A 19,348-nucleotide genomic window follows, 5' to 3' on the forward strand; every position below is an offset into this window, starting at 1 on the left:
AACCAACAATATTGCTCAAGATGTGTTTTTAAATAAACGTCGTGAAATGCGTATAAACCAATAAAATAAAACCCCCACTTAAAAAAAGTGGGGGTTTGTCATTAATCTGAGGCGCCTAAGCGCCTTTTTCTAAATCTAACTAGTGATTACCAGCCAGTTTTAGTACGTAGTGCTTTACCGATATCAGCTAAAGAACGAACTGTGCTTACGCCAGCCGCTTCTAGTGCAGCGAATTTATCTTCAGCAGTACCTTTACCACCAGCGATAATTGCGCCAGCATGACCCATACGCTTACCTTCTGGTGCAGTAACACCAGCAATGTAAGAAACAACAGGTTTAGTTACATTAGCTTTGATATATTCAGCCGCTTCTTCTTCAGCAGTACCACCAATTTCACCAATCATTACGATTGCTTCAGTTTGTGGATCGTTTTGGAACATTTCCAATACGTCGATGAAGTTAGTACCAGGAATCGGGTCACCGCCAATACCAACACAAGTTGATTGGCCGAAACCTTCGTCAGTAGTTTGCTTAACCGCTTCGTACGTCAAGGTACCAGAGCGTGAAACAATACCGACTTTACCAGGCTTGTGGATGTGACCAGGCATGATACCAATCTTACATTCACCAGGAGTGATAACACCTGGACAGTTAGGACCGATCATGCGAACGCCAGTTTCTTCAAGCTTAACTTTAACTTGAAGCATATCTAACGTAGGGATACCTTCAGTGATACATACGATTAGCTCAATGCCACCGTCAATCGCTTCGAAGATAGCATCTTTACAGAAAGGTGCAGGTACATAGATAACAGAAGCAGTAGCGCCTGTTTCTGCAACAGCATCTTTAACAGTGTTAAAGACTGGAAGATCTAAATGAACTTGACCGCCTTTTCCTGGAGATACGCCACCAACCATTTTAGTACCGTAAGCAATTGCTTGCTCAGAATGGAAAGTACCTTGGCCGCCAGTGAAACCTTGACAGATAACTTTAGTATCTTTGTTAATTAATACAGACATTATTTGTCCTCCGCAGCTTTAACAACTTGCTCAGCTGCGTCAGTTAGACTTGTAGCTGCAATGATATCAAGATCTGAGTTAGCTAGAACTTCACGACCTAATTCAGCGTTAGTACCTTCAAGACGAACAACAACAGGCACTTGAACACCGACTTCTTTAACTGCACCGATAATACCTTCAGCAATCATGTCACAACGTACGATGCCACCGAAGATGTTAACCAATACTGCTTTAACATTTGAATCAGAAAGAATGATTTTAAATGCTTCAGCAACACGTTCTTTAGTTGCTCCGCCGCCAACGTCTAAGAAGTTAGCTGGCTTGCCGCCGTGTAGGTTTACGATGTCCATAGTACCCATTGCTAGGCCTGCACCGTTAACCATACAACCAACATTTCCGTCTAGTGCAACGTAGTTAAGTTCAAACTTAGCTGCGTGTGCTTCACGTGCATCATCTTGTGATGGATCGTGCATTTCACGGATTTTTGGTTGACGGAATAAAGCATTACCATCGATACCAATTTTGCCATCAAGACAGTGAATGTTGCCTTCGTCAGTGATAACAAGTGGGTTGATTTCAAGTAAAGCGAAATCATGGTCTTCAAACATTTTTGCTAAGCCCATGAACACTTTAGTGAACTGCTTCATTTGAGTTGGGTTTAAACCTAACTTGAAGCCAAGATCACGTGCTTGGTATGGCTGAGGACCCGCTAATGGATCGATGATTGCTTTGTGAATTAACTCAGGAGTTTCTTCAGCAACAGTTTCAATCTCAACACCACCTTCAGTTGAAGCCATGAAAACAACACGACGTGTTGCACGGTCAACTACGGCACCAAGGTATAATTCGTTTGCGATATCAGTACAGCTTTCTACTAAGATTTTAGCAACCGGCTGACCTTTTTCGTCAGTTTGGTAAGTGACTAAGTTCTTACCTAACCAGTTTTCAGCAAATGCTCTGATTTCTTCTTTATCGCCGGTAACTTTAACGCCACCTGCTTTACCACGGCCGCCTGCGTGTACTTGACACTTAACAACCCACATATTACCGCCAATGTGACCAGCAGCTTCTACCGCTTCTTGGGCTGTATCGCAAGCGAAGCCTTCAGAAACTGGTAAACCATATTCGGCAAATAAGGATTTTGCCTGATACTCATGCAAATTCATGATGATCTATCCATATACTTCTTAAAAAATCCTACTGGCTCGTTTGAGCCAGCTACGAGGGTACTGTCTAGTTGACTCTTATAGGTCAAGCAATAGACGTGTTGGGTCTTCAAGGAAGTCTTTAATAGCAACCAAGAATCCAACTGACTCACGGCCATCAACAATACGATGGTCGTAAGATAGTGCTAGGTACATCATAGGTTGAATAACAACCTCACCATTCACTGCCATTGGGCGATCTTTAATAGCATGCATGCCTAAGATTGCGCTTTGAGGAAGGTTTAAAATTGGGGTCGACATGAGTGAACCGAAAACACCGCCATTAGTCACTGTGAAGTTACCGCCAGTCATATCATCAACAGATAATTTACCGTCACGGCCTTTAAGCGCTAATTCGCGTACATTCTTCTCGATTTCAGCAAGGCTCATCGTATCTGTGTCACGCAGGACTGGTGTTACCAAACCACGTGGGGTAGATACTGCAATGCTTACATCAAAGTAGTTGTGATAAACAATTTCGTCGCCATCAATTGAAGCATTAACTTCAGGGAAACGCTTAAGTGCTTCAGTCACAGCTTTAACGTAGAAAGACATGAAACCTAAACGAATACCGTGGCGCTTTTCAAAGATTTCTTGATACTGCTTACGAATATCCATGATTGGCTGCATGTTAACTTCGTTAAACGTTGTTAGCATTGCGGTAGAGTTTTTAGCTTCAAGTAAGCGATTAGCAATCGTCTTACGTAAACGTGTCATTGGAACACGTTTTTGGCTACGACCTTCAAGCGGAGCAACTGGTGCAGGCGCAGCAGGTTTTGGCGCAGGCGCAGACTTAACAAATGCTTCGACGTCTTCTTTAGTAATACGTCCGCCAACACCTGTGCCTTTAATTGCAGCAGCATCAAGATTATGTTCAGCAATTAAGCGACGAACTGATGGGCTTAAAGCATCATTTGATTCATCTGATTCAGCAGCAACTGGAGCTGCAGCTTCTGCTTCAGCTTTTGTTACTTCTTGGCCAGAAACCGCACCAGCAACAAAGTTAGCAATAACTTGTTCACCAAGAACAGTTTCGCCGTCTGGGAATAGAATTTCACTCAGAGAACCATCTTCTGGCGCAACAACTTCTAGAACAACTTTATCAGTTTCAATATCAACTAGATTTTGGTCACGAGAAACCTGTTCTCCAGGTTGCACATGCCATGTCGCGATAGTCGCATCAGCAACTGATTCTGGCAAAACGGGTACCTTAATTTCGATACTCATGGAAAGCTTTCCTTTTTATAAATTTTATTACGACAGTTTTAATGCGCTATTGATTAATTCTTCTTGCTGGCGAGCATGCAGAGCCGGATAACCACAAGCTGGTGCAGCAGATGCTTCACGTCCAGCGTAAGTTAATTGTGCGCCTGCAGGAATCGCTGCCCAGAAATGATGCTGGCTACAATACCAAGCACCCTGGTTTTGCGGTTCTTCCTGACACCATACAAAGTCTTTAACATGCTGATATTCAGCAAGTGCTGCTTGCATTTCTTCTTGTGGGAACGGGTACAGTTGTTCCACACGTAAAATAGCTACGTTAGTTATTTCTTGTTTACGACGCTTGTCGAGTAACTCGAAATAAACCTTGCCGCTACAGAAGACAACGCGATCCACTTTACTCGCGTCTAATGCATCAAGTTCACCAATCACACTCTGGAAGCTTCCGTTAGCGAGTTCATCAAGAGACGAAACAGCTAAAGGATGACGTAGTAATGATTTAGGTGACATCACCACAAGAGGACGACGCATAGGACGTACAACTTGACGACGCAACATGTGATAAACCTGAGCCGGTGTTGAAGGAACACACACCTGCATATTGTGGTTAGCACATAATTGTAGGAAACGTTCAAGGCGAGCAGATGAATGCTCAGGGCCTTGGCCTTCATAGCCATGTGGTAACAGCATAGTCAGACCACATAAACGGCCCCACTTTTGCTCACCAGATGACAAGAATTGATCGATAACCACTTGAGCACAGTTTACGAAGTCGCCAAACTGCGCTTCCCAAATTGTTAACCCGCCTGGTTCAGCAGTTGCATAACCGTATTCAAATGCTAATACTGATGCTTCAGATAATACTGAATCGATAATATCAATCTCACCTTGCTCATCGGCCACATTACGTAATGGCAAATAAGTCGTACCGTCATTTTGGTTATGTAAAACAGCATGACGATGGAAGAAAGTACCACGACCAGAATCTTGACCTGTAATTCGAACACGTTTTTTATCTTCTAAGATAGACGCATAAGCTAAGGTTTCAGCGAACCCCCAATCTAACGGTTTTTCACCGTTAGCCATGGCAACGCGGTCTTTGTAAATCTTAGCGACACGAGACTGGAGCTTATGGCTTTCTGGGATATCGACAATTTTCTGCGCTAAATTATTTAAACGCTCAAGTGCCATTGAAGCTTGGTAAGTTTCATCCCATTCGCGGTTTAAATAAGGTGTCCAATCCACTGTGTGAAGTGTCATTGGACGCCATTCTTTAACCACACAATCGCCTGCATCTAATGAGTCACGGTAAGTATTCACTAAACCTGTTACATCATCAGCAGAGATACTGCTTTCTTCGATTAGACGATCTGCATAAATCTTACGCGGCGTTGGATGTTTTTTAATTTTAGCGTACATCAACGGCTGTGTAGCACTAGGCTCATCAGCTTCGTTATGGCCATGACGGCGGTAACATACTAAATCGATAACAACGTCACGTTTAAATTCGTTACGGTAATCAACAGCTAACTGAGAAATAAAGGCAACAGCCTCTGGGTCATCAGCATTAACGTGGAAAATTGGTGCCTGAACCATTTTAGCGATATCGGTACAGTATTCTGTAGAACGAACATCTTCATGGTTAGAAGTCGTAAAGCCAACTTGGTTATTGATAACGATACGAATACTACCGCCAACTCTAAAACCACGCGCTTGAGACATGTTAAATGTCTCTTGAACAATACCTTGACCCGTAATAGCTGAGTCACCATGAATGGTGATTGGCATCACTTGTAAGCCGTCAGTACATCCACGACGATCTTGACGAGCGCGAACAGAACCGATAACAACTGGATTAACGATTTCAAGATGAGACGGGTTAAACGCTAACGCTAAATGGACATTACCACCTGGCGTTTCGAAATCTGAAGAGAAACCTTGATGGTACTTAACGTCACCAGAACCATGAATTTCATCGTGTTTTCCAGCGAATTCGTCAAATAATTCTGCAGGACGCTTACCTAGCACGTTAACGAGTACGTTTAAACGACCACGGTGAGCCATACCAACAACGATTTCTTTAGTACCCGCTTCACCTGCACGGTATAAAATCTCGCGCATCATTGGAACTAAAGCATCACCACCTTCAAGTGAGAAACGTTTTGCGCCTGGGAATTTCGCGCCAAGGTATTTTTCCATACCTTCAGCAGCGTTTAGGCCTTCTAAGATACGTTTCTTAGTGGAATTGTCATAATTTGCTTTACCTAAAGACGGTTCAAGACGTTGTTGAATCCAACGTTTTTCATCTGTGTCGGTAATGTGCATGTATTCAGCACCAATTGAGCCACAATATGTGCTCTTAAGTGCATGAACAATGTCAGCCAGTTTTAATGTGTCACTACCGTACGCAAATGAACCCGTATTGAATTCACGCGACATGTCTTCAGCATCAAGACCATGAAACGCTGGGTTTAGTTCTTGAACAGCTTCGCGTTGCCATAACCCTAGAGGATCAAGATTGGCATTTTGATGACCACGAAAACGGTGAGCATTAATTAGTTGGAGAACTTTAACTTGCTTAGCATCTAATTCAGGGTCGGTTACACGGCTGGCGCCTTTGGCACGACTTTCTAATGCTAAACTGCGGAAATAATCACGTACTTTAGAGTGTGCAGCTTCAGGTATATCTTGAGAAGTACCATTTACCGCAGGGAGATTATCAAAGACGGCTTGCCAATCAGCAGTAACTGAACTTGGATCCTCTTGATAGGCTTCATACATCTCTTCTACGTAGGTCGAATTTGAGCCACTTAAATGTGACGATTCGAGCCAAGCTTTCATGATGCCTTGGTGCATTACTTTTCCTTACAAACTTGATACACGTGCTTCGCCATAATCAAAATTACGATACCTTTTGCACCGTAATCGAATCGTATCTAACTATATAATTTTACAGCGTTAAATACAAAGGTCTTGCTAATACACACAAAGAGCCATCTACAATGATGAAGATGGCTCTCATCAAGAGCTATTTAAGAGATAGTCCTAGCTCTACATTGTGCATTTATACTGCTCGCTTCAGTAGCATTGACTTGATATGGCCAATAGCTTTAGTTGGGTTTAGTCCTTTAGGACAAACATCAACACAGTTCATAATACCGTGGCAACGGAAAACACTGTAAGCATCGTCTAGACCAGCTAAACGCTCTTCAGTCGCAGTGTCGCGGCTATCAATTAAGAAGCGATATGCATGAAGTAAACCACTTGGCCCGATAAACTTATCAGGGTTCCACCAGAACGATGGACAAGCAGTTGAACAACAAGCACACATGATACATTCATACAAACCATCTAGATGAGCACGCTCTTCTGGAGACTGTAGATGTTCACGAGCCGGAGTTTTCTCATCATTGATAAGAAACGGCTTAATTTTTTCGTACTGAGTGTAAAACTGAGTCAGGTCGACAATTAAATCACGTACTACAGGCATCCCTGGTAGTGGACGAATTTCAATTTTCTTACCTTTGAAAGTAGAAACAGGCGTAATACACGCTAATCCGTTTTTACCATTCATGTTTACACCGTCACTACCACAAACACCTTCACGGCATGAGCGTCTAAATGACAACGACGTGTCTGACTCTTTCAGCTTCATCAGTGCATCCAATACCATCATGTCGGTACCTTCATCCACTTCTAAGCTGTAATCTTTCATATAAGGCTTAGCATCTACATCAGGATTGTAGCGATAAACTGCAAATTCCAATTTCATCGGTCTGCTCCTAGTAAGTACGCTTGATAGGCGGGAATGCATCACGAAGCTTAGGCTCCATGTTCACTTCACGCTTAGTCATTTGTTCAGTGATAGGGTCAAAGACACTGTGACATAACCAATTATCATCATCACGGTCTAAGAAATCTTCACGAGAATGCGCACCACGGCTTTCTGTACGGAAGTTAGCAGCGTAAGCTGTAGCAATCGCCGTTGCCATCAAGTTATCAAGCTCTAAACATTCAATCCGCTGAGTATTAAATTCTGAAGAGTTATCAGATAACTTAGCATTCGCTAAACGTTCACGAATTGCTTTAAGCTCTTTAAGGCCTTCAGCCATTGCATCACCACTTCTGAATACTGAGAAGTTAAGCTGCATACATAACTGTAAGTCTTTACGAATAACAGCAGGATCTTCACCATCTTTATTGCTTTCCCAGCGATTAAGACGATCAAGTGATGCTGAAATCTGAGCTTCAGACGGTGCTTTAGGATCAGCTGTTTCATCTAGGGCTTTACCTAAATGCTGACCTGCTGCACGACCAAATACCACTAAATCAAGTAATGAGTTACCACCTAAGCGGTTTGCACCGTGTACTGATACACAAGCAATCTCACCTACAGCGAATAAACCTACGATATCTTGTTCAGTACCATCGGTGTTTTGACGAACAACTTGACCACTAACTTTAGCGGGTAGACCACCCATCATGTAATGACATGTTGGCAATACAGGGATTGGGCCATCTGCTGGATCAATATGCGCGAACGTACGAGAAAGTTCACAAACACCAGGAAGACGTGCTTCTAATGTTTCTTTACCAAGGTGATCAAGCTTAAGTAAACAGTGCGGGCCTAGTGGACCATCTAATCCACGACCTTGACGGATCTCTGTCATCATTGAACGAGCAACAACGTCACGAGAAGCCAAATCTTTTGCATTAGGTGCATAACGCTCCATGAAGCGCTCGCCATCTTTATTTAAAAGATAACCACCTTCACCACGACAACCTTCAGTTACAAGTACACCTGCGCCAGCAATACCCGTTGGGTGGAACTGCCACATTTCCATGTCTTGCATCTGAACACCAGCGCGCATTGCCATACCAACACCATCGCCGGTGTTAATGTGAGCATTAGTAGTAGAAGCGTAAATACGCCCTGCACCACCAGTTGCTAAAATTGTTGCCTTCGACTTGAAGTAAACAATCTCGCCAGTTTCAATTTCAATTGCAGTACAACCCACAATTGCGCCGTCATCGTTTTTAACTAAATCTAATGCATACCACTCAGAAAACACTTCAGTTTTGTGCTTTACGTTTTGTTGGTATAAGCAATGAAGCAAAGCATGACCGGTACGGTCAGCTGCAGCTGCAGTACGTGCCGCTTGTTCGCCACCAAAGTTCTTTGATTGGCCACCAAATGGACGTTGATAGATAGTGCCGTTTTCGAAACGAGAGAAAGGTAGACCCATTTGCTCAAGTTCAATAACCGCTTCAGGACCTGTCTTACACATGAATTCAATTGCTTCTTGGTCACCGATAAAATCAGAACCTTTCACAGTATCGTACATGTGCTGTTCCCAATGATCTTCATGCGCGTTACCTAACGCAACAGTGATACCACCTTGCGCAGAAACCGTATGAGAACGTGTTGGGAACACTTTAGATAAAAGCGCACAGCTCTTACCTTCTTTTGAAATTTGTAAAGCCGCTCGCATGCCAGCGCCACCAGCGCCGATCACTACTGCGTCAAATTCGCGTACTGGAATACTCACTTAAACACCCCACACTATGATGATGCCTGCAGCTAGATAACAAAAAGCCGCTACGACAAATACGAACTGAAGTAATCCACGAACTGATACGTTTTTAACGTAATCAGTTAGCACTTGCCAAATACCAATCCACGAATGAATTAATACGGCAACCAGTGCCAGCAAAGTGAATACTTTCATTGGTAAGGTGCTAAATAGACCATGCCAAATTTCGTAAGTTAATGGGGCGCTACAAGCAATAAACCCAACCATAAAAATGGTGTAACAGGTTAAAATTACTGCACTAGCACGGATTAAAATAAAGTCATGAACACCACTGCGTCCAAGGCTTGCTGCGTTGGTTACCATACCCAAATCCCCACGATGATTGAAAACGCCGCTGATAAAACAAAGGCGATTTTTGCTGATGCTAAGCCTGAGGCTAACTCTTCCCAACGACCGGTATCCATAATCAGATGACGTAAGCCAACGATTAAGTGATAACCAAGCGCAGTAAGAATTCCCCAGATAACAAACTTAACGAGCAAGTTATCAAAAAGAGATTGTAGGCCGGCGAAACTCTCAGGCGATGCTAAAGATTCATTTAGCATCCAAATAAGAATACCGACAGCAAACAGCATGATGACACCGGATACGCGGTGAAGAATTGACGCAATCGCTGTTGCAGGAAAGCGAATGGTCTGTAGGTCTATATGGACAGGTCTTTGCTTTTTCACGTTCTGCTCACTCAGCTCCATTGAGCATTATTTTTATTATTCATCTTGCTTAGCTTCTATTTGATACACGAATACACTAATGTAAACAAAATGTTGAAACTTAACAGACTACTATCAAACACTTAACTATTTGAGAAAGCACTAATTTAGCTAGGCTAAAAACGCTTTCAAAAATGTGATGCTCGTCTCCCTTTTTGGGCGAGCTCAGTATACTCAAGCCCATTGTCAAATACAAACATCACACTAAGCAAAATTTGTTTTTTTACGGTTTTTTTGTTTAAGGCCAATACTGGCAAGGCCTTAAGCAAGGTTTATACCATGGTCTAATAAATTTAAACGCTTATTTAAATTGAAATGTGATCACGATTCACTGTAAAGTAATGTCCGCTTAACATGCCGCACTCACAGAAAAGAATGAAGTAAGGAGAACGGGGTATGGCTGACAATATAGCCAAATTAGAGTTACCGGGGAATGAATCAATCGAATTACCAGTTAAGCAGGGAACTGCTGGCTTTGACGTAATCGATATTAGTAAATTAGGAAAGACAGGACATTTCACTTTCGATCCTGGTTTTTTAGCAACCGCTTCTTGCGAATCTGCGATTACCTATATTGATGGTGAGAAAGGTGTACTTACACACCGTGGTTACCCAATTTACGAGTTAGCTACTGAATCTAACTATTTAGACGTTTGTTACTTGTTGTTGTACGGTGAATTACCTAGCAAAACTCAATATGAAGAGTTTGTTGCTATGGTGAAAAACCACACAATGGTGAATGAGCAATTAGCTTCTTTCTTTAGAGGCTTCCGTCGTGATGCACACCCTATGGCGATGCTATGTGGCGTTACTGGTGCATTATCTGCGTTCTACCAAGATTCTCTTGATGTAAATGATGAAAAACATCGTGAAATTGCGGCTTTCCGCCTAGTTTCTAAAATGCCAACGATTGCAGCAATGTGCTACAAGTATTCAATTGGCCAACCTTTCGTCTACCCACGCAACGACCTAAGTTACGCAGGTAACTTCTTGTCGATGATGTTTGCTGTTCCATGTGAAGAGTACAAAGTGAATCCTATTGTTGAAAAAGCAATGGACAGAATTTTTGTATTGCATGCTGACCATGAGCAAAATGCATCAACGTCAACAGTACGTTTAGCGGGTTCATCAGGTGCTAATCCATTTGCATGTATCGCTGCAGGTATCGCTTCATTATGGGGTCCAGCTCATGGTGGTGCTAACGAAGCTTGCTTAAACATGCTAGAAGAAATTGGTAGTGTTGATCGTATTCCTGAGTTTGTCGCTCGTGCGAAAGACAAAGCTGATCCGTTCCGCTTAATGGGCTTCGGACATCGCGTATACAAAAACTTCGACCCTCGCGCGAAGGTAATGCGTGAAACTTGTCATGAAGTTTTAGCAGAACTAAACGTTCAAGATCCTCTACTAGATGTCGCAATGGAACTAGAACGCATAGCATTAGAAGACGAATATTTCGTTTCTAAGAAGCTTTATCCAAATGTTGATTTCTACTCAGGAATTATCATGAAAGCAATTGGTATTCCTACAAGTATGTTTACAGTGTTATTCGCACTTTCACGTACTGTTGGTTGGATTGCACATTGGAAAGAAATGCTTGACCAACCAGGTCACAAAATTAGCCGTCCACGTCAGTTATATACTGGCTCTGAAGACCGTGATTTTGTTAGCTTAGATAAACGATAGCGTCATTATACCGTTTAATAAAAAGCGCCTTCGAGGCGCTTTTTTTATGTCTATAAGTTAGCTAAAACACGCTATAAGCAAGAACAATAGACAAGGATATTAATTCATCACACCATCGTGCACTTGCTCCCACGACGACTGAGCCTATGCCCAATTAATACTTCTCAACAAATATAATTCAGCGACTCTCTGACTAACTTAAGTGGCCTGACCAAAGTGAAATATTAAAGGATTATTCAACGCAAACTAGCTGGCTAAACTAAGCTACTATACTGGGGGATGAATGAATCTCTAAAGCAGAAAAGTATCATCAGTTTTAAGTAAGAAAAAGCGTCATTTGGGCCTAAGTTTGATGGCCACTTTTTTGAAGATATACGTAGCGATTCGTGGCCGTAAACCTAAACATTAAATAGGTAAATATTCAGAATCAACGCCCTTATTTTGACTCTAAAAACCTGAATGACAGAGCTCATTTAAGCGTAGAAATAACCTAGGAAATGTAATTTCCAATCAAAATTTATCAAAGGATACCCACTGTCTAAGATATCACCTCAAGCTGTATAACCAATTAGCTCACCCTTCTAACCAAATACCTTTATCTACTTGACCAATTAATACACTAATCGATAAAACTAAAAATCTAATTTGAATGATTATTCACCAAAAAGCTTAACTGAATGTATCAATTTGATGCACCAATATGGTTTTTTTATTGAAAAATAAGTTTGTTCGTCGTTTTTTTATTCGATTAGAATATAACTATTGCATCATAATTATAAAAATATCATTTCACTTGATTAAAAATACTTAAAAAACTTATTTTCATACCTAATAAGAAATAGGCGAGACAATGTAAATAATTAGGTAAAATCTAACAAGATAGGCTCAACTGACAAATAATGTGCAAAATAAGTGCAGCATGCTCAACTTTAGAGCATATAAATTAATTAAAAAAATTTTTATTTATTGGTAAAAAACACGTTAATTGAACTTTTTAAGACTCATAAGCCCAAAAATACATAAAATTTAGTTAAGTGTTTTACAATTTGTAAAACTGAAATGATTAATATCAGCCAATAATACAAGCTTGAAAACAACGAAAAGTCGAGATTATGTAGATGAGCGTTAACAATGCCTTAAATCAAAACATAACTTTTGACTCAGATTGATTAAAATCACCCAAAAGTTAACCCACTAGAATATTCACTTTAACTGATTAAATATTGGTAAGAACCATTCAATTCAAGTGCTAAGTAAAGTGCTAAGTAAATTTCAAAGAAACAAATGTAAAATCAAATAAAAAAACTAATTAAACTCCAAAAATCTTACTTCAAAGCACTATTAATCCCTTTGTAGTGCAACAATAGGGTCAAGTCTTGCCGCTTTTTTAGCTGGATATAAACCAAAGCCAACGCCAATAGTCATACATACACCCAGAGCTAACACAACGGAAAATGGCGACCAAGCCACTGGCCAACCTGCAGCCGAAGAGATAATTAACGCGAGTAACAATCCAACCCCTATACCAATTATTCCGCCGGTAGCCGATATAGCGATGCTTTCAATTAAGAATTGTCTGGCGATATCTTTACGTTTTGCTCCTAATGCTCTTAATAATCCAATTTCACCAGTTCGCTCTAAAATTGTGGCCAGCATGATATTCATAATACCAATACCACCCACTAACAGTGAGATACCCGCAACACAAGCCATTACGATATTAAAAATTTGCTGCGTTTTTTGATGCTGCGCCAGTAGATCCGCAGGCACAACAATTTCAAAATCCTTTTCGCCGCCATGACGGCGATTGATTAAATGACGCAGGCTCTTAGCACCAAGAGTGGGATCAATACCCTCCTTCATCGCTAATTTAAATGAATCTAACTCATCTTCAAGCAATGTGAAGTTCATTTTTTTCAGCGCTGTAGCTAATGGTATAAAGACTTTATTACGCTCTCCACCCAGCTTCACACCTTGAATTGACGATTTAGTGCCTTCTTTTTCAGACAATACGCCAATCACGGTAAACCATTGATGGTTAACTTTCACTAAGCTATCAATAGCACCGCCTTGTGGAAACAGACTACGTGCAGCTTCTGGGCCTAACACAGCAACCTGCTGATAATGGGATTCGTCAAAAGCAGAAATGGTTCTACCTTCCCCAAGTGGTAAAGCGCTCAATTCAAAATAACTTGGTGTTACCCCTGTCACTTGAGCATCACTTCGCCCCTGTAAACTGAATAAGCTAAACACTTTTATATTTTTCTCAGCACTCCAGTTATCAACAAATGGCAATGTGTCTCTAGCACTATCAATATCACGCAAACTTAAGCCTATGCTGTGTTCCCGCACTGACTTTAAAGCATCACCTTGTGTCATTCTGGCATTAACTACTAAGTTGTTGACACCCATCGACTCGATCATTTTTAATGCTTCACGCTCAGCTCCTTCGCCAACACTGAGCATCGCGATAACTGCACCTACCCCAAATATCATCCCAAGCAGTGTTAATGCTGTTCGTAATTTATGATGAAGCATCTCATCAAAAGCTTGCTTAACCCCTTCCCAATAAACTGATATCCAGTGACTTTTACTAAAACTTGCTTTGTTTAAGCTGTTACCTGCATTGGAACCAGACTTTTTGATTCGCTGAGCACCTGCCATACTGTTGTTATTCATTAAATACGACTCCTTTTAGGTGGCGTCGTTAATGCGATGACATCGCCTTGAGATAATCCATCCTTTATAACCGTGCGATTAAGGCTTCGATGACCTGGCTCTACAGCTTGCTTGATAAAACCCTTACTTGTTTTCAGGTACACCCAATAATCTCCCGACTTTTGGAACAAAGACTGGTTCGGCACAGTTAGCGCATCAGTGATGTCAATTGAATGAACTGAAGCAGTAACTTGACGTCCAGGTTGCATAATATTTACTTGAGTTTTATCAATACTTACGGTGATCTGAAAGTAGTTCACAGGGCTATTTTTATCTTTTGCTTTTGCCAACGAATCTAACTGAATAACCTTACCTGACACGGCTAGGTTAGGGTATGCATCTAAAAATAAGGTTACTGGTTTACCAATACTTAACCCTAATGCTTCTGACTCTAAAACAAACAATTTTGCCTGCATTTGTGTGGTATCAGGAAGGATGCCTATCGTCATTCCTGACCACATCATGTCTCCAGCTGTTGGCGTTGATCCGTTCCAACTCGGCTGTGCGACAAACATGCCATCATGAGGCGCAATTATTTCCATTTGTTTAAGGTTATTTGAGTAGCGATTCATTTTCGTTTTATGGCCTCTTTGCTTAAGTTTAATTAACTCTTGCTCAGCCTCAGCTTGAGAACCATGCTGCCCTATACCCCAATCATAAAAATCCATTTTGGCAGCTAAGTAATTTTGATTTCGCATCTGATCGATAATATCAATTTTGGTATATACACGTTCATCTTCACTAAAAAAACGATCGGCTAAATCTTGCTCTTCTGCAGTAAGCTTAGTGTCCGTACTGAGCGTTTTATTGATGGTATTATCTTTTTCGGTTTGAATTTGGCTATCAAGGCCTAATCTATCGTAATCGAGTTGCTCCATTTCTAAACGAAACCCTTCACGAGTTGCATCCATTTTAGCGACCACATCCCCCGCTTTAACCGGGTTAAAGTTGTCCATAATCCAAGCTAGTGATTGTGGTCCGCGCAGTCCTGAAGGCACATTTATCATGGTGGATTGGCTGGCTTCTAATTCACCAACAGCAGGGATATCGACCTTAAAGTCACCACGAGTGACCTCTAAGGTTAGTACCCCATCATTATTTGAATCGTTACAAGCCATAAGTGAGAACATCGACACAGCTAATAGTGCGCCAACATTGAATACTTTCGACGGTAATCCCCCCTTAAAATACTTCATGGTAAAAGCACCTCGTCACCTTCTAGTAAGCCTTGAGTAATCACCACCTGCTCCTTACCCATTACACCTAAACTGACCAACTGCTTTTTCTCACCCATTAAGGTGGGTTGATACACATATGCTTTACCACGGTCATAATGCACGGCATCAAGTGAGAGTAATAAACTTTGCTTTTCATTTGCGAGATCAATACTGATTTTGGCTGTCATTCCTGGTCGCATTAATTCAGTATCGGGTTGATCAATACTAGCTACTGCATCAAAGATAACTAAAGGTATATCTTGATTTTTAATTCTAAATACCGCACCTAACTCTAAGATCTCACCATTGAAACTGCGCTCTGGGTTAGCATCAAGGCGGATTTTAAGTTTCTGGCCAACTTTAACTCTGCCAGCTTCCACTTCAGGAATGGTCATATTGACTTGCATATGTTTTAAGTCAGGAATACTTAAAACAGAATCACCAACAAATATTGACTGACCTTCTGCCACTTTATTACCTTGTTGATCATTACCGTAAACAACCATCCCCGATCTTGGGGCAATCATAGTTAATGACTTTATACCGCGTTTAATCGCGGCAACTTCCGCTGAAAACTTCTGTTCATCACCTTGGAGCATTTTGACTCGTTGCTCAGCACTTAACTTTTCTAATTCTATTTTTTTATTGATTAAAACCACATTATCATCTGCGATAATGGCATCGCTTTGATATTTGTTCTTATCGATGACTGAAACGGTTTCATCGGAAATATCAACTTTCATCTGGGCTTTTTCTTGATTCATTTTCGCTTCTGCAAGTTCAAGTTGAAGTTCTTGTACCCTTTTGTCATTGCGAAGTCTGGAAGTGGCTAAATCTTGAATGGTGGTATCTAGATTGGCGGTTTTTACCGATAACCGCTGAGTTAAATCTGACGTATCAAGCTGAGCAACAACGTCGCCTTTACTTACTTCAACCCCTTCTGGCGCCAACATTTTAATTTGATACTGCCAAACACGGCGCATCGCAGGTGGCATTAGATTGACCGTATCAGCTGATACTAATTCGCCTGTCACTTCTATTTGTTGATTAAGTACGCCAACTTCGACTTGAGTAACGGCTTTATCACTACAGCCGATAAGTATCAAAGCGGTTATCAACATTAATGGCGTCTTGATACTGTTCATAATGCACCTCCAGTCCCTACCAACACGCTCATACCAGGAATAATTTTTACCCTTTCATCACTATCAAACGAAATAGAGACCCTAAACCAATTGCTGCTTCCCCAAGCAGGTTGCTTGCTTGCTTGTAAACTTATGTCTGCAATATTGCCTTTTAACGAAATGTCGGGTTGAGAATCTAACCGAATGGTGACTGGAGAGGATAACAACAAACGATCCACATCAACTTCATTCACCCAAGCAATCACTTCAAGGTTATTCATTGCTGGAACAGTGGCGATTTGACGACCGATTTGAACGGAATCGCCCACCGCAAATTTTTTGTCGGTTTGATTATCTCGACCATACAATATAGGCCCATCAATATCAGCTTTAAGCTCTAATTGCTCTAACCCTTGTAAAGCTTGCTCTAATTCAAGTTGAGACCGCTGCTTATCTATCGCCAGCTGCGCCAATGTTGCCTTACGTTTATCAATGATTTCAATTAGTGCTTGGTTTTTTTTAGATAACTCCGAACCTGTTCTTAATAGTTCAAACTGATTATCGGCATAATCTTTCGCCGCAATAAAGTCGATGGGTATCGCACCATCAAGTTGGGCTTTTTCTTGTTCTAACCGGGCTTTTTTAAGGTCAAATTCGGCTTGTAATAACTGCGAGTCTAATTCTATGGTTTGGTTTTGTTCTTGGGCTGTCACTCTAAGTAAACTTGCCTCTAACTGTTCTATTTGATTGGCAATTTCGCTTTTATCAAATACAACAACTACCTCACCCGCTTTAGCAACGCTGCCTTCAGGTAACATCCATTGGATCTGATAACGCCAAGCTCTCCCAGCTTTGGGAACAACAAATGGTTGAAGGTTTTTAGACGCTACCTGTCCTGTGAGTAAAAGCGAGGTAAACTCTGTAGCGGAAGTCTTGCCAGATCCTATCTCAACATGTTGAGCCAATACTACATTACTATAGGCATAGACCAAGAGAGTTGAAAAAGTTAACGCTTTTTTCGAGATCATGCTAAACGACTTAAGCATTGCTCTCTCCTACATTATTTTCTATTTTAACAATGTCACCATCCCGCATACGGATCACTCTTTGAGCATATGCAGCGACTTCTTCTTCATGAGTAACTAAAATAATGGTTTGCCCTGCGCGGTGTAATTCAGTAAATAACGCCATTATTTCTACCGATGTTTTACTATCTAACGCACCAGTTGGTTCATCGGCCAGTAAAATAGCGGGTTTATTAACGAGTGAGCGCGCAATGGCAACGCGTTGACGTTGACCACCTGATAACTGATTAGGCCGATGATCATGACGGTCAGCTAAACTGACTCGCGCTAACAGCTCATGCGCATAGTCAGTGTCTTGTGTTTCTGCCGAAGAAAAACGTAGAGGAAGGAGTACATTCTGTAATGCGGAAAGCCGAGGAAGTAAATGAAAGCTCTGAAATACAAAACCTATGTCTTTGTTACGCACAGCTGAAAGTGCATCATCATCAAGTGATGCGACTTGCTGCTCGTTTAGCTGATAACTGCCAGATGTTGGTTTATCTAAACAGCCAATAATGTTCATTAAGGTAGATTTACCTGAACCAGAAGGCCCCATTATTGCCACAAACTCGTTTTCATTAATCTCAAAACTTACCCCATTGAGCGCTTTTACGCTGGTATCGCCCATGGGATATTCTTTGGTTAAGTCATCAACTTTTATCATTTAACGTCTTTTCGAATGTTTCAAAAATAACATCATATCAATAAAAATCAGATTGTATGCTTTTCAAACGCAAATAAATTCAAATTTCCCTATAAATCCAATACTTATAAATAACTTTTAAAATCAGTAAAGTATAATACTTTTTAGTGTATTAATGACTGCATTGCATGCTTGATATTCAACGATTAATGCATAGTGTTAGCCTTTAGGGATTTAAGGAGGCTAAGTGCGCTTTAGCTTTTGAAACAATATAGTGAGCAATATCATCAACCGAGTGAATATCGATTAAATTCACTCGCTCTATTTCAGCTGGCGATGGATTATTCAAGTACAAGATTTTTGCTGCTTCATACACTTTTACAACTTTTTCGGCAATGATTTCCATAGGGTCAACAAAATCAATCTGCTGAAAAATATCCTGAAGCTGTCCTCTTACTAAACGCAATTCACTACAGCCCAAAATGATAGTATCAGTTCCTTGTGCGACTAGCGTTTCAATAGCTTTAGCTATTAATTTTATATTATTTGTAACCTTCCCTTCATTGATCCCAAATGAAGTACGTAACTTTTCACCACAAGGTAACTTTTCACCGCTCAAAGCACCATATATTGCACTATGTACGTATCGTTCCTGAACATCTAAATTAGGCTTATAAAACGATAACTTAGCATCATCTAGGTATCTATCAAAAATCCCAGAAAAATAAGTTTCATTGCTAGATAGAACCCCAACGATTGCTTGTGGGTTTTCTTGTTTGATTTTCTCAGTTGTTGCCTGCAGCATGTCCAGTAAATAAACACCTGTCATTGGTTGCAACGTGTTTCTAAAATAGTGGGCGGTATTGCTAGTAATTACAGCAAAATGAACATGGTTTCGTTCTAAAAACTTAATTGACTCTAACAATTCAGGTATAGGATCTTCACCGCCTTCATTAATTGCTGCAGAAAGATCTGGGATATCTGGGTTCTTTATCACCAGCATTCCCATGTGCTGTTGATCTTTCAATGCGCCATTAGCGACCTCTTCTTTAAAAAGAATATCTTGAAATAAGATATCAGCTTGAGGCCCCATATTACCGATAACACCGAAAATTAGATCTTTCATTTTCTAACCTGTTTGCATACTCAT

15 protein-coding genes are annotated in these 19,348 nt (G+C 40.9%); 1 reads left to right on the forward strand and 14 read right to left on the reverse strand.

Annotated elements, in window-relative coordinates:
* Positions 1 to 146: 146 nt before the first annotated feature.
* The 8 genes from sucD to sdhC form a co-directional block, all read right to left on the reverse strand.
* Positions 147 to 1,019 (reverse strand): succinate--CoA ligase subunit alpha, encoded by an 873-nt coding sequence (sucD, locus tag L2735_RS16025; RefSeq protein WP_220754209.1) that lies wholly within the window; start codon positions 1,017 to 1,019, stop codon positions 147 to 149.
* Positions 1,019 to 2,185, reverse strand: coding sequence for an ADP-forming succinate--CoA ligase subunit beta (gene sucC / locus L2735_RS16030; RefSeq protein WP_220754210.1), 1,167 nt, complete (start codon positions 2,183 to 2,185; stop codon positions 1,019 to 1,021). Before sucC ends, sucD begins: the two co-directional genes overlap by 1 nt.
* Positions 2,186 to 2,263: 78 nt before the next feature.
* Complete coding sequence (gene odhB, locus L2735_RS16035; RefSeq protein WP_248985664.1) at positions 2,264 to 3,451, reverse strand: 2-oxoglutarate dehydrogenase complex dihydrolipoyllysine-residue succinyltransferase; 1,188 nt, start codon at positions 3,449 to 3,451, stop codon at positions 2,264 to 2,266.
* A gap of 27 nt (positions 3,452 to 3,478) precedes the next feature.
* The gene (gene sucA, locus L2735_RS16040) at positions 3,479 to 6,301 is read right to left on the reverse strand and encodes a 2-oxoglutarate dehydrogenase E1 component (protein ID WP_248985665.1); all 2,823 of its coding nucleotides are present in this window, start codon (positions 6,299 to 6,301) and stop codon (positions 3,479 to 3,481) included.
* A gap of 208 nt (positions 6,302 to 6,509) precedes the next feature.
* Positions 6,510 to 7,217 (reverse strand): succinate dehydrogenase iron-sulfur subunit, encoded by a 708-nt coding sequence (locus L2735_RS16045; RefSeq protein WP_153916690.1) that lies wholly within the window; start codon positions 7,215 to 7,217, stop codon positions 6,510 to 6,512.
* A gap of 10 nt (positions 7,218 to 7,227) precedes the next feature.
* Positions 7,228 to 8,994 (reverse strand): succinate dehydrogenase flavoprotein subunit, encoded by a 1,767-nt coding sequence (gene sdhA / locus L2735_RS16050; RefSeq protein WP_248985666.1) that lies wholly within the window; start codon positions 8,992 to 8,994, stop codon positions 7,228 to 7,230.
* Positions 8,995 to 9,342, reverse strand: coding sequence for a succinate dehydrogenase, hydrophobic membrane anchor protein (gene sdhD, locus L2735_RS16055; RefSeq protein ID WP_055023360.1), 348 nt, complete (start codon positions 9,340 to 9,342; stop codon positions 8,995 to 8,997). It abuts the gene before it with no gap.
* Positions 9,336 to 9,731: a succinate dehydrogenase, cytochrome b556 subunit gene (gene sdhC, locus L2735_RS16060; RefSeq protein WP_102528518.1), complete on the reverse strand. Its 396-nt coding sequence runs from the start codon at positions 9,729 to 9,731 to the stop codon at positions 9,336 to 9,338. Before sdhC ends, sdhD begins: the two co-directional genes overlap by 7 nt.
* Positions 9,732 to 10,145: 414 nt before the next feature.
* On the opposite strand from sdhC, the gene L2735_RS16065 reads away from it, so the two are divergent.
* On the forward strand, positions 10,146 to 11,432 hold the full coding sequence (locus tag L2735_RS16065; RefSeq protein ID WP_220754215.1) for a citrate synthase: 1,287 nt from the start codon (positions 10,146 to 10,148) through the stop codon (positions 11,430 to 11,432).
* A 1,341-nt stretch (positions 11,433 to 12,773) separates the two neighbouring features.
* Here the strand turns inward: L2735_RS16065 and L2735_RS16070 are convergent.
* The 6 genes from L2735_RS16070 to L2735_RS16095 form a co-directional block, all read right to left on the reverse strand.
* Positions 12,774 to 13,970: an ABC transporter permease gene (locus L2735_RS16070; protein WP_248985721.1), complete on the reverse strand. Its 1,197-nt coding sequence runs from the start codon at positions 13,968 to 13,970 to the stop codon at positions 12,774 to 12,776.
* Between the two features lie 140 nt (positions 13,971 to 14,110).
* Positions 14,111 to 15,280, reverse strand: coding sequence for an efflux RND transporter periplasmic adaptor subunit (locus tag L2735_RS16075; RefSeq protein WP_428848323.1), 1,170 nt, complete (start codon positions 15,278 to 15,280; stop codon positions 14,111 to 14,113).
* A 62-nt stretch (positions 15,281 to 15,342) separates the two neighbouring features.
* Entirely contained in the window at positions 15,343 to 16,512 is a 1,170-nt protein-coding gene (locus tag L2735_RS16080) for an efflux RND transporter periplasmic adaptor subunit (RefSeq protein WP_248985668.1), read from the reverse strand.
* On the reverse strand, positions 16,509 to 17,537 hold the full coding sequence (locus L2735_RS16085) for an HlyD family secretion protein (protein WP_248985669.1): 1,029 nt from the start codon (positions 17,535 to 17,537) through the stop codon (positions 16,509 to 16,511). Before L2735_RS16085 ends, L2735_RS16080 begins: the two co-directional genes overlap by 4 nt.
* Positions 17,530 to 18,219, reverse strand: a complete 690-nt coding sequence (locus L2735_RS16090) for an ABC transporter ATP-binding protein (RefSeq protein ID WP_248985670.1) — start codon at positions 18,217 to 18,219, stop codon at positions 17,530 to 17,532. The genes L2735_RS16085 and L2735_RS16090 overlap by 8 nt, the downstream gene beginning before the upstream one ends.
* 205 nt (positions 18,220 to 18,424) lie before the next feature.
* Entirely contained in the window at positions 18,425 to 19,324 is a 900-nt protein-coding gene (locus tag L2735_RS16095; protein WP_248985671.1) for an aspartate/glutamate racemase family protein, read from the reverse strand.
* Positions 19,325 to 19,348 lie beyond the last annotated feature (24 nt).

Origin of the sequence: Shewanella olleyana (assembly GCF_023283825.1) — a bacterium.
In the GTDB taxonomy this organism is placed as follows: Bacteria; Pseudomonadota; Gammaproteobacteria; order Enterobacterales; family Shewanellaceae; genus Shewanella; species Shewanella olleyana.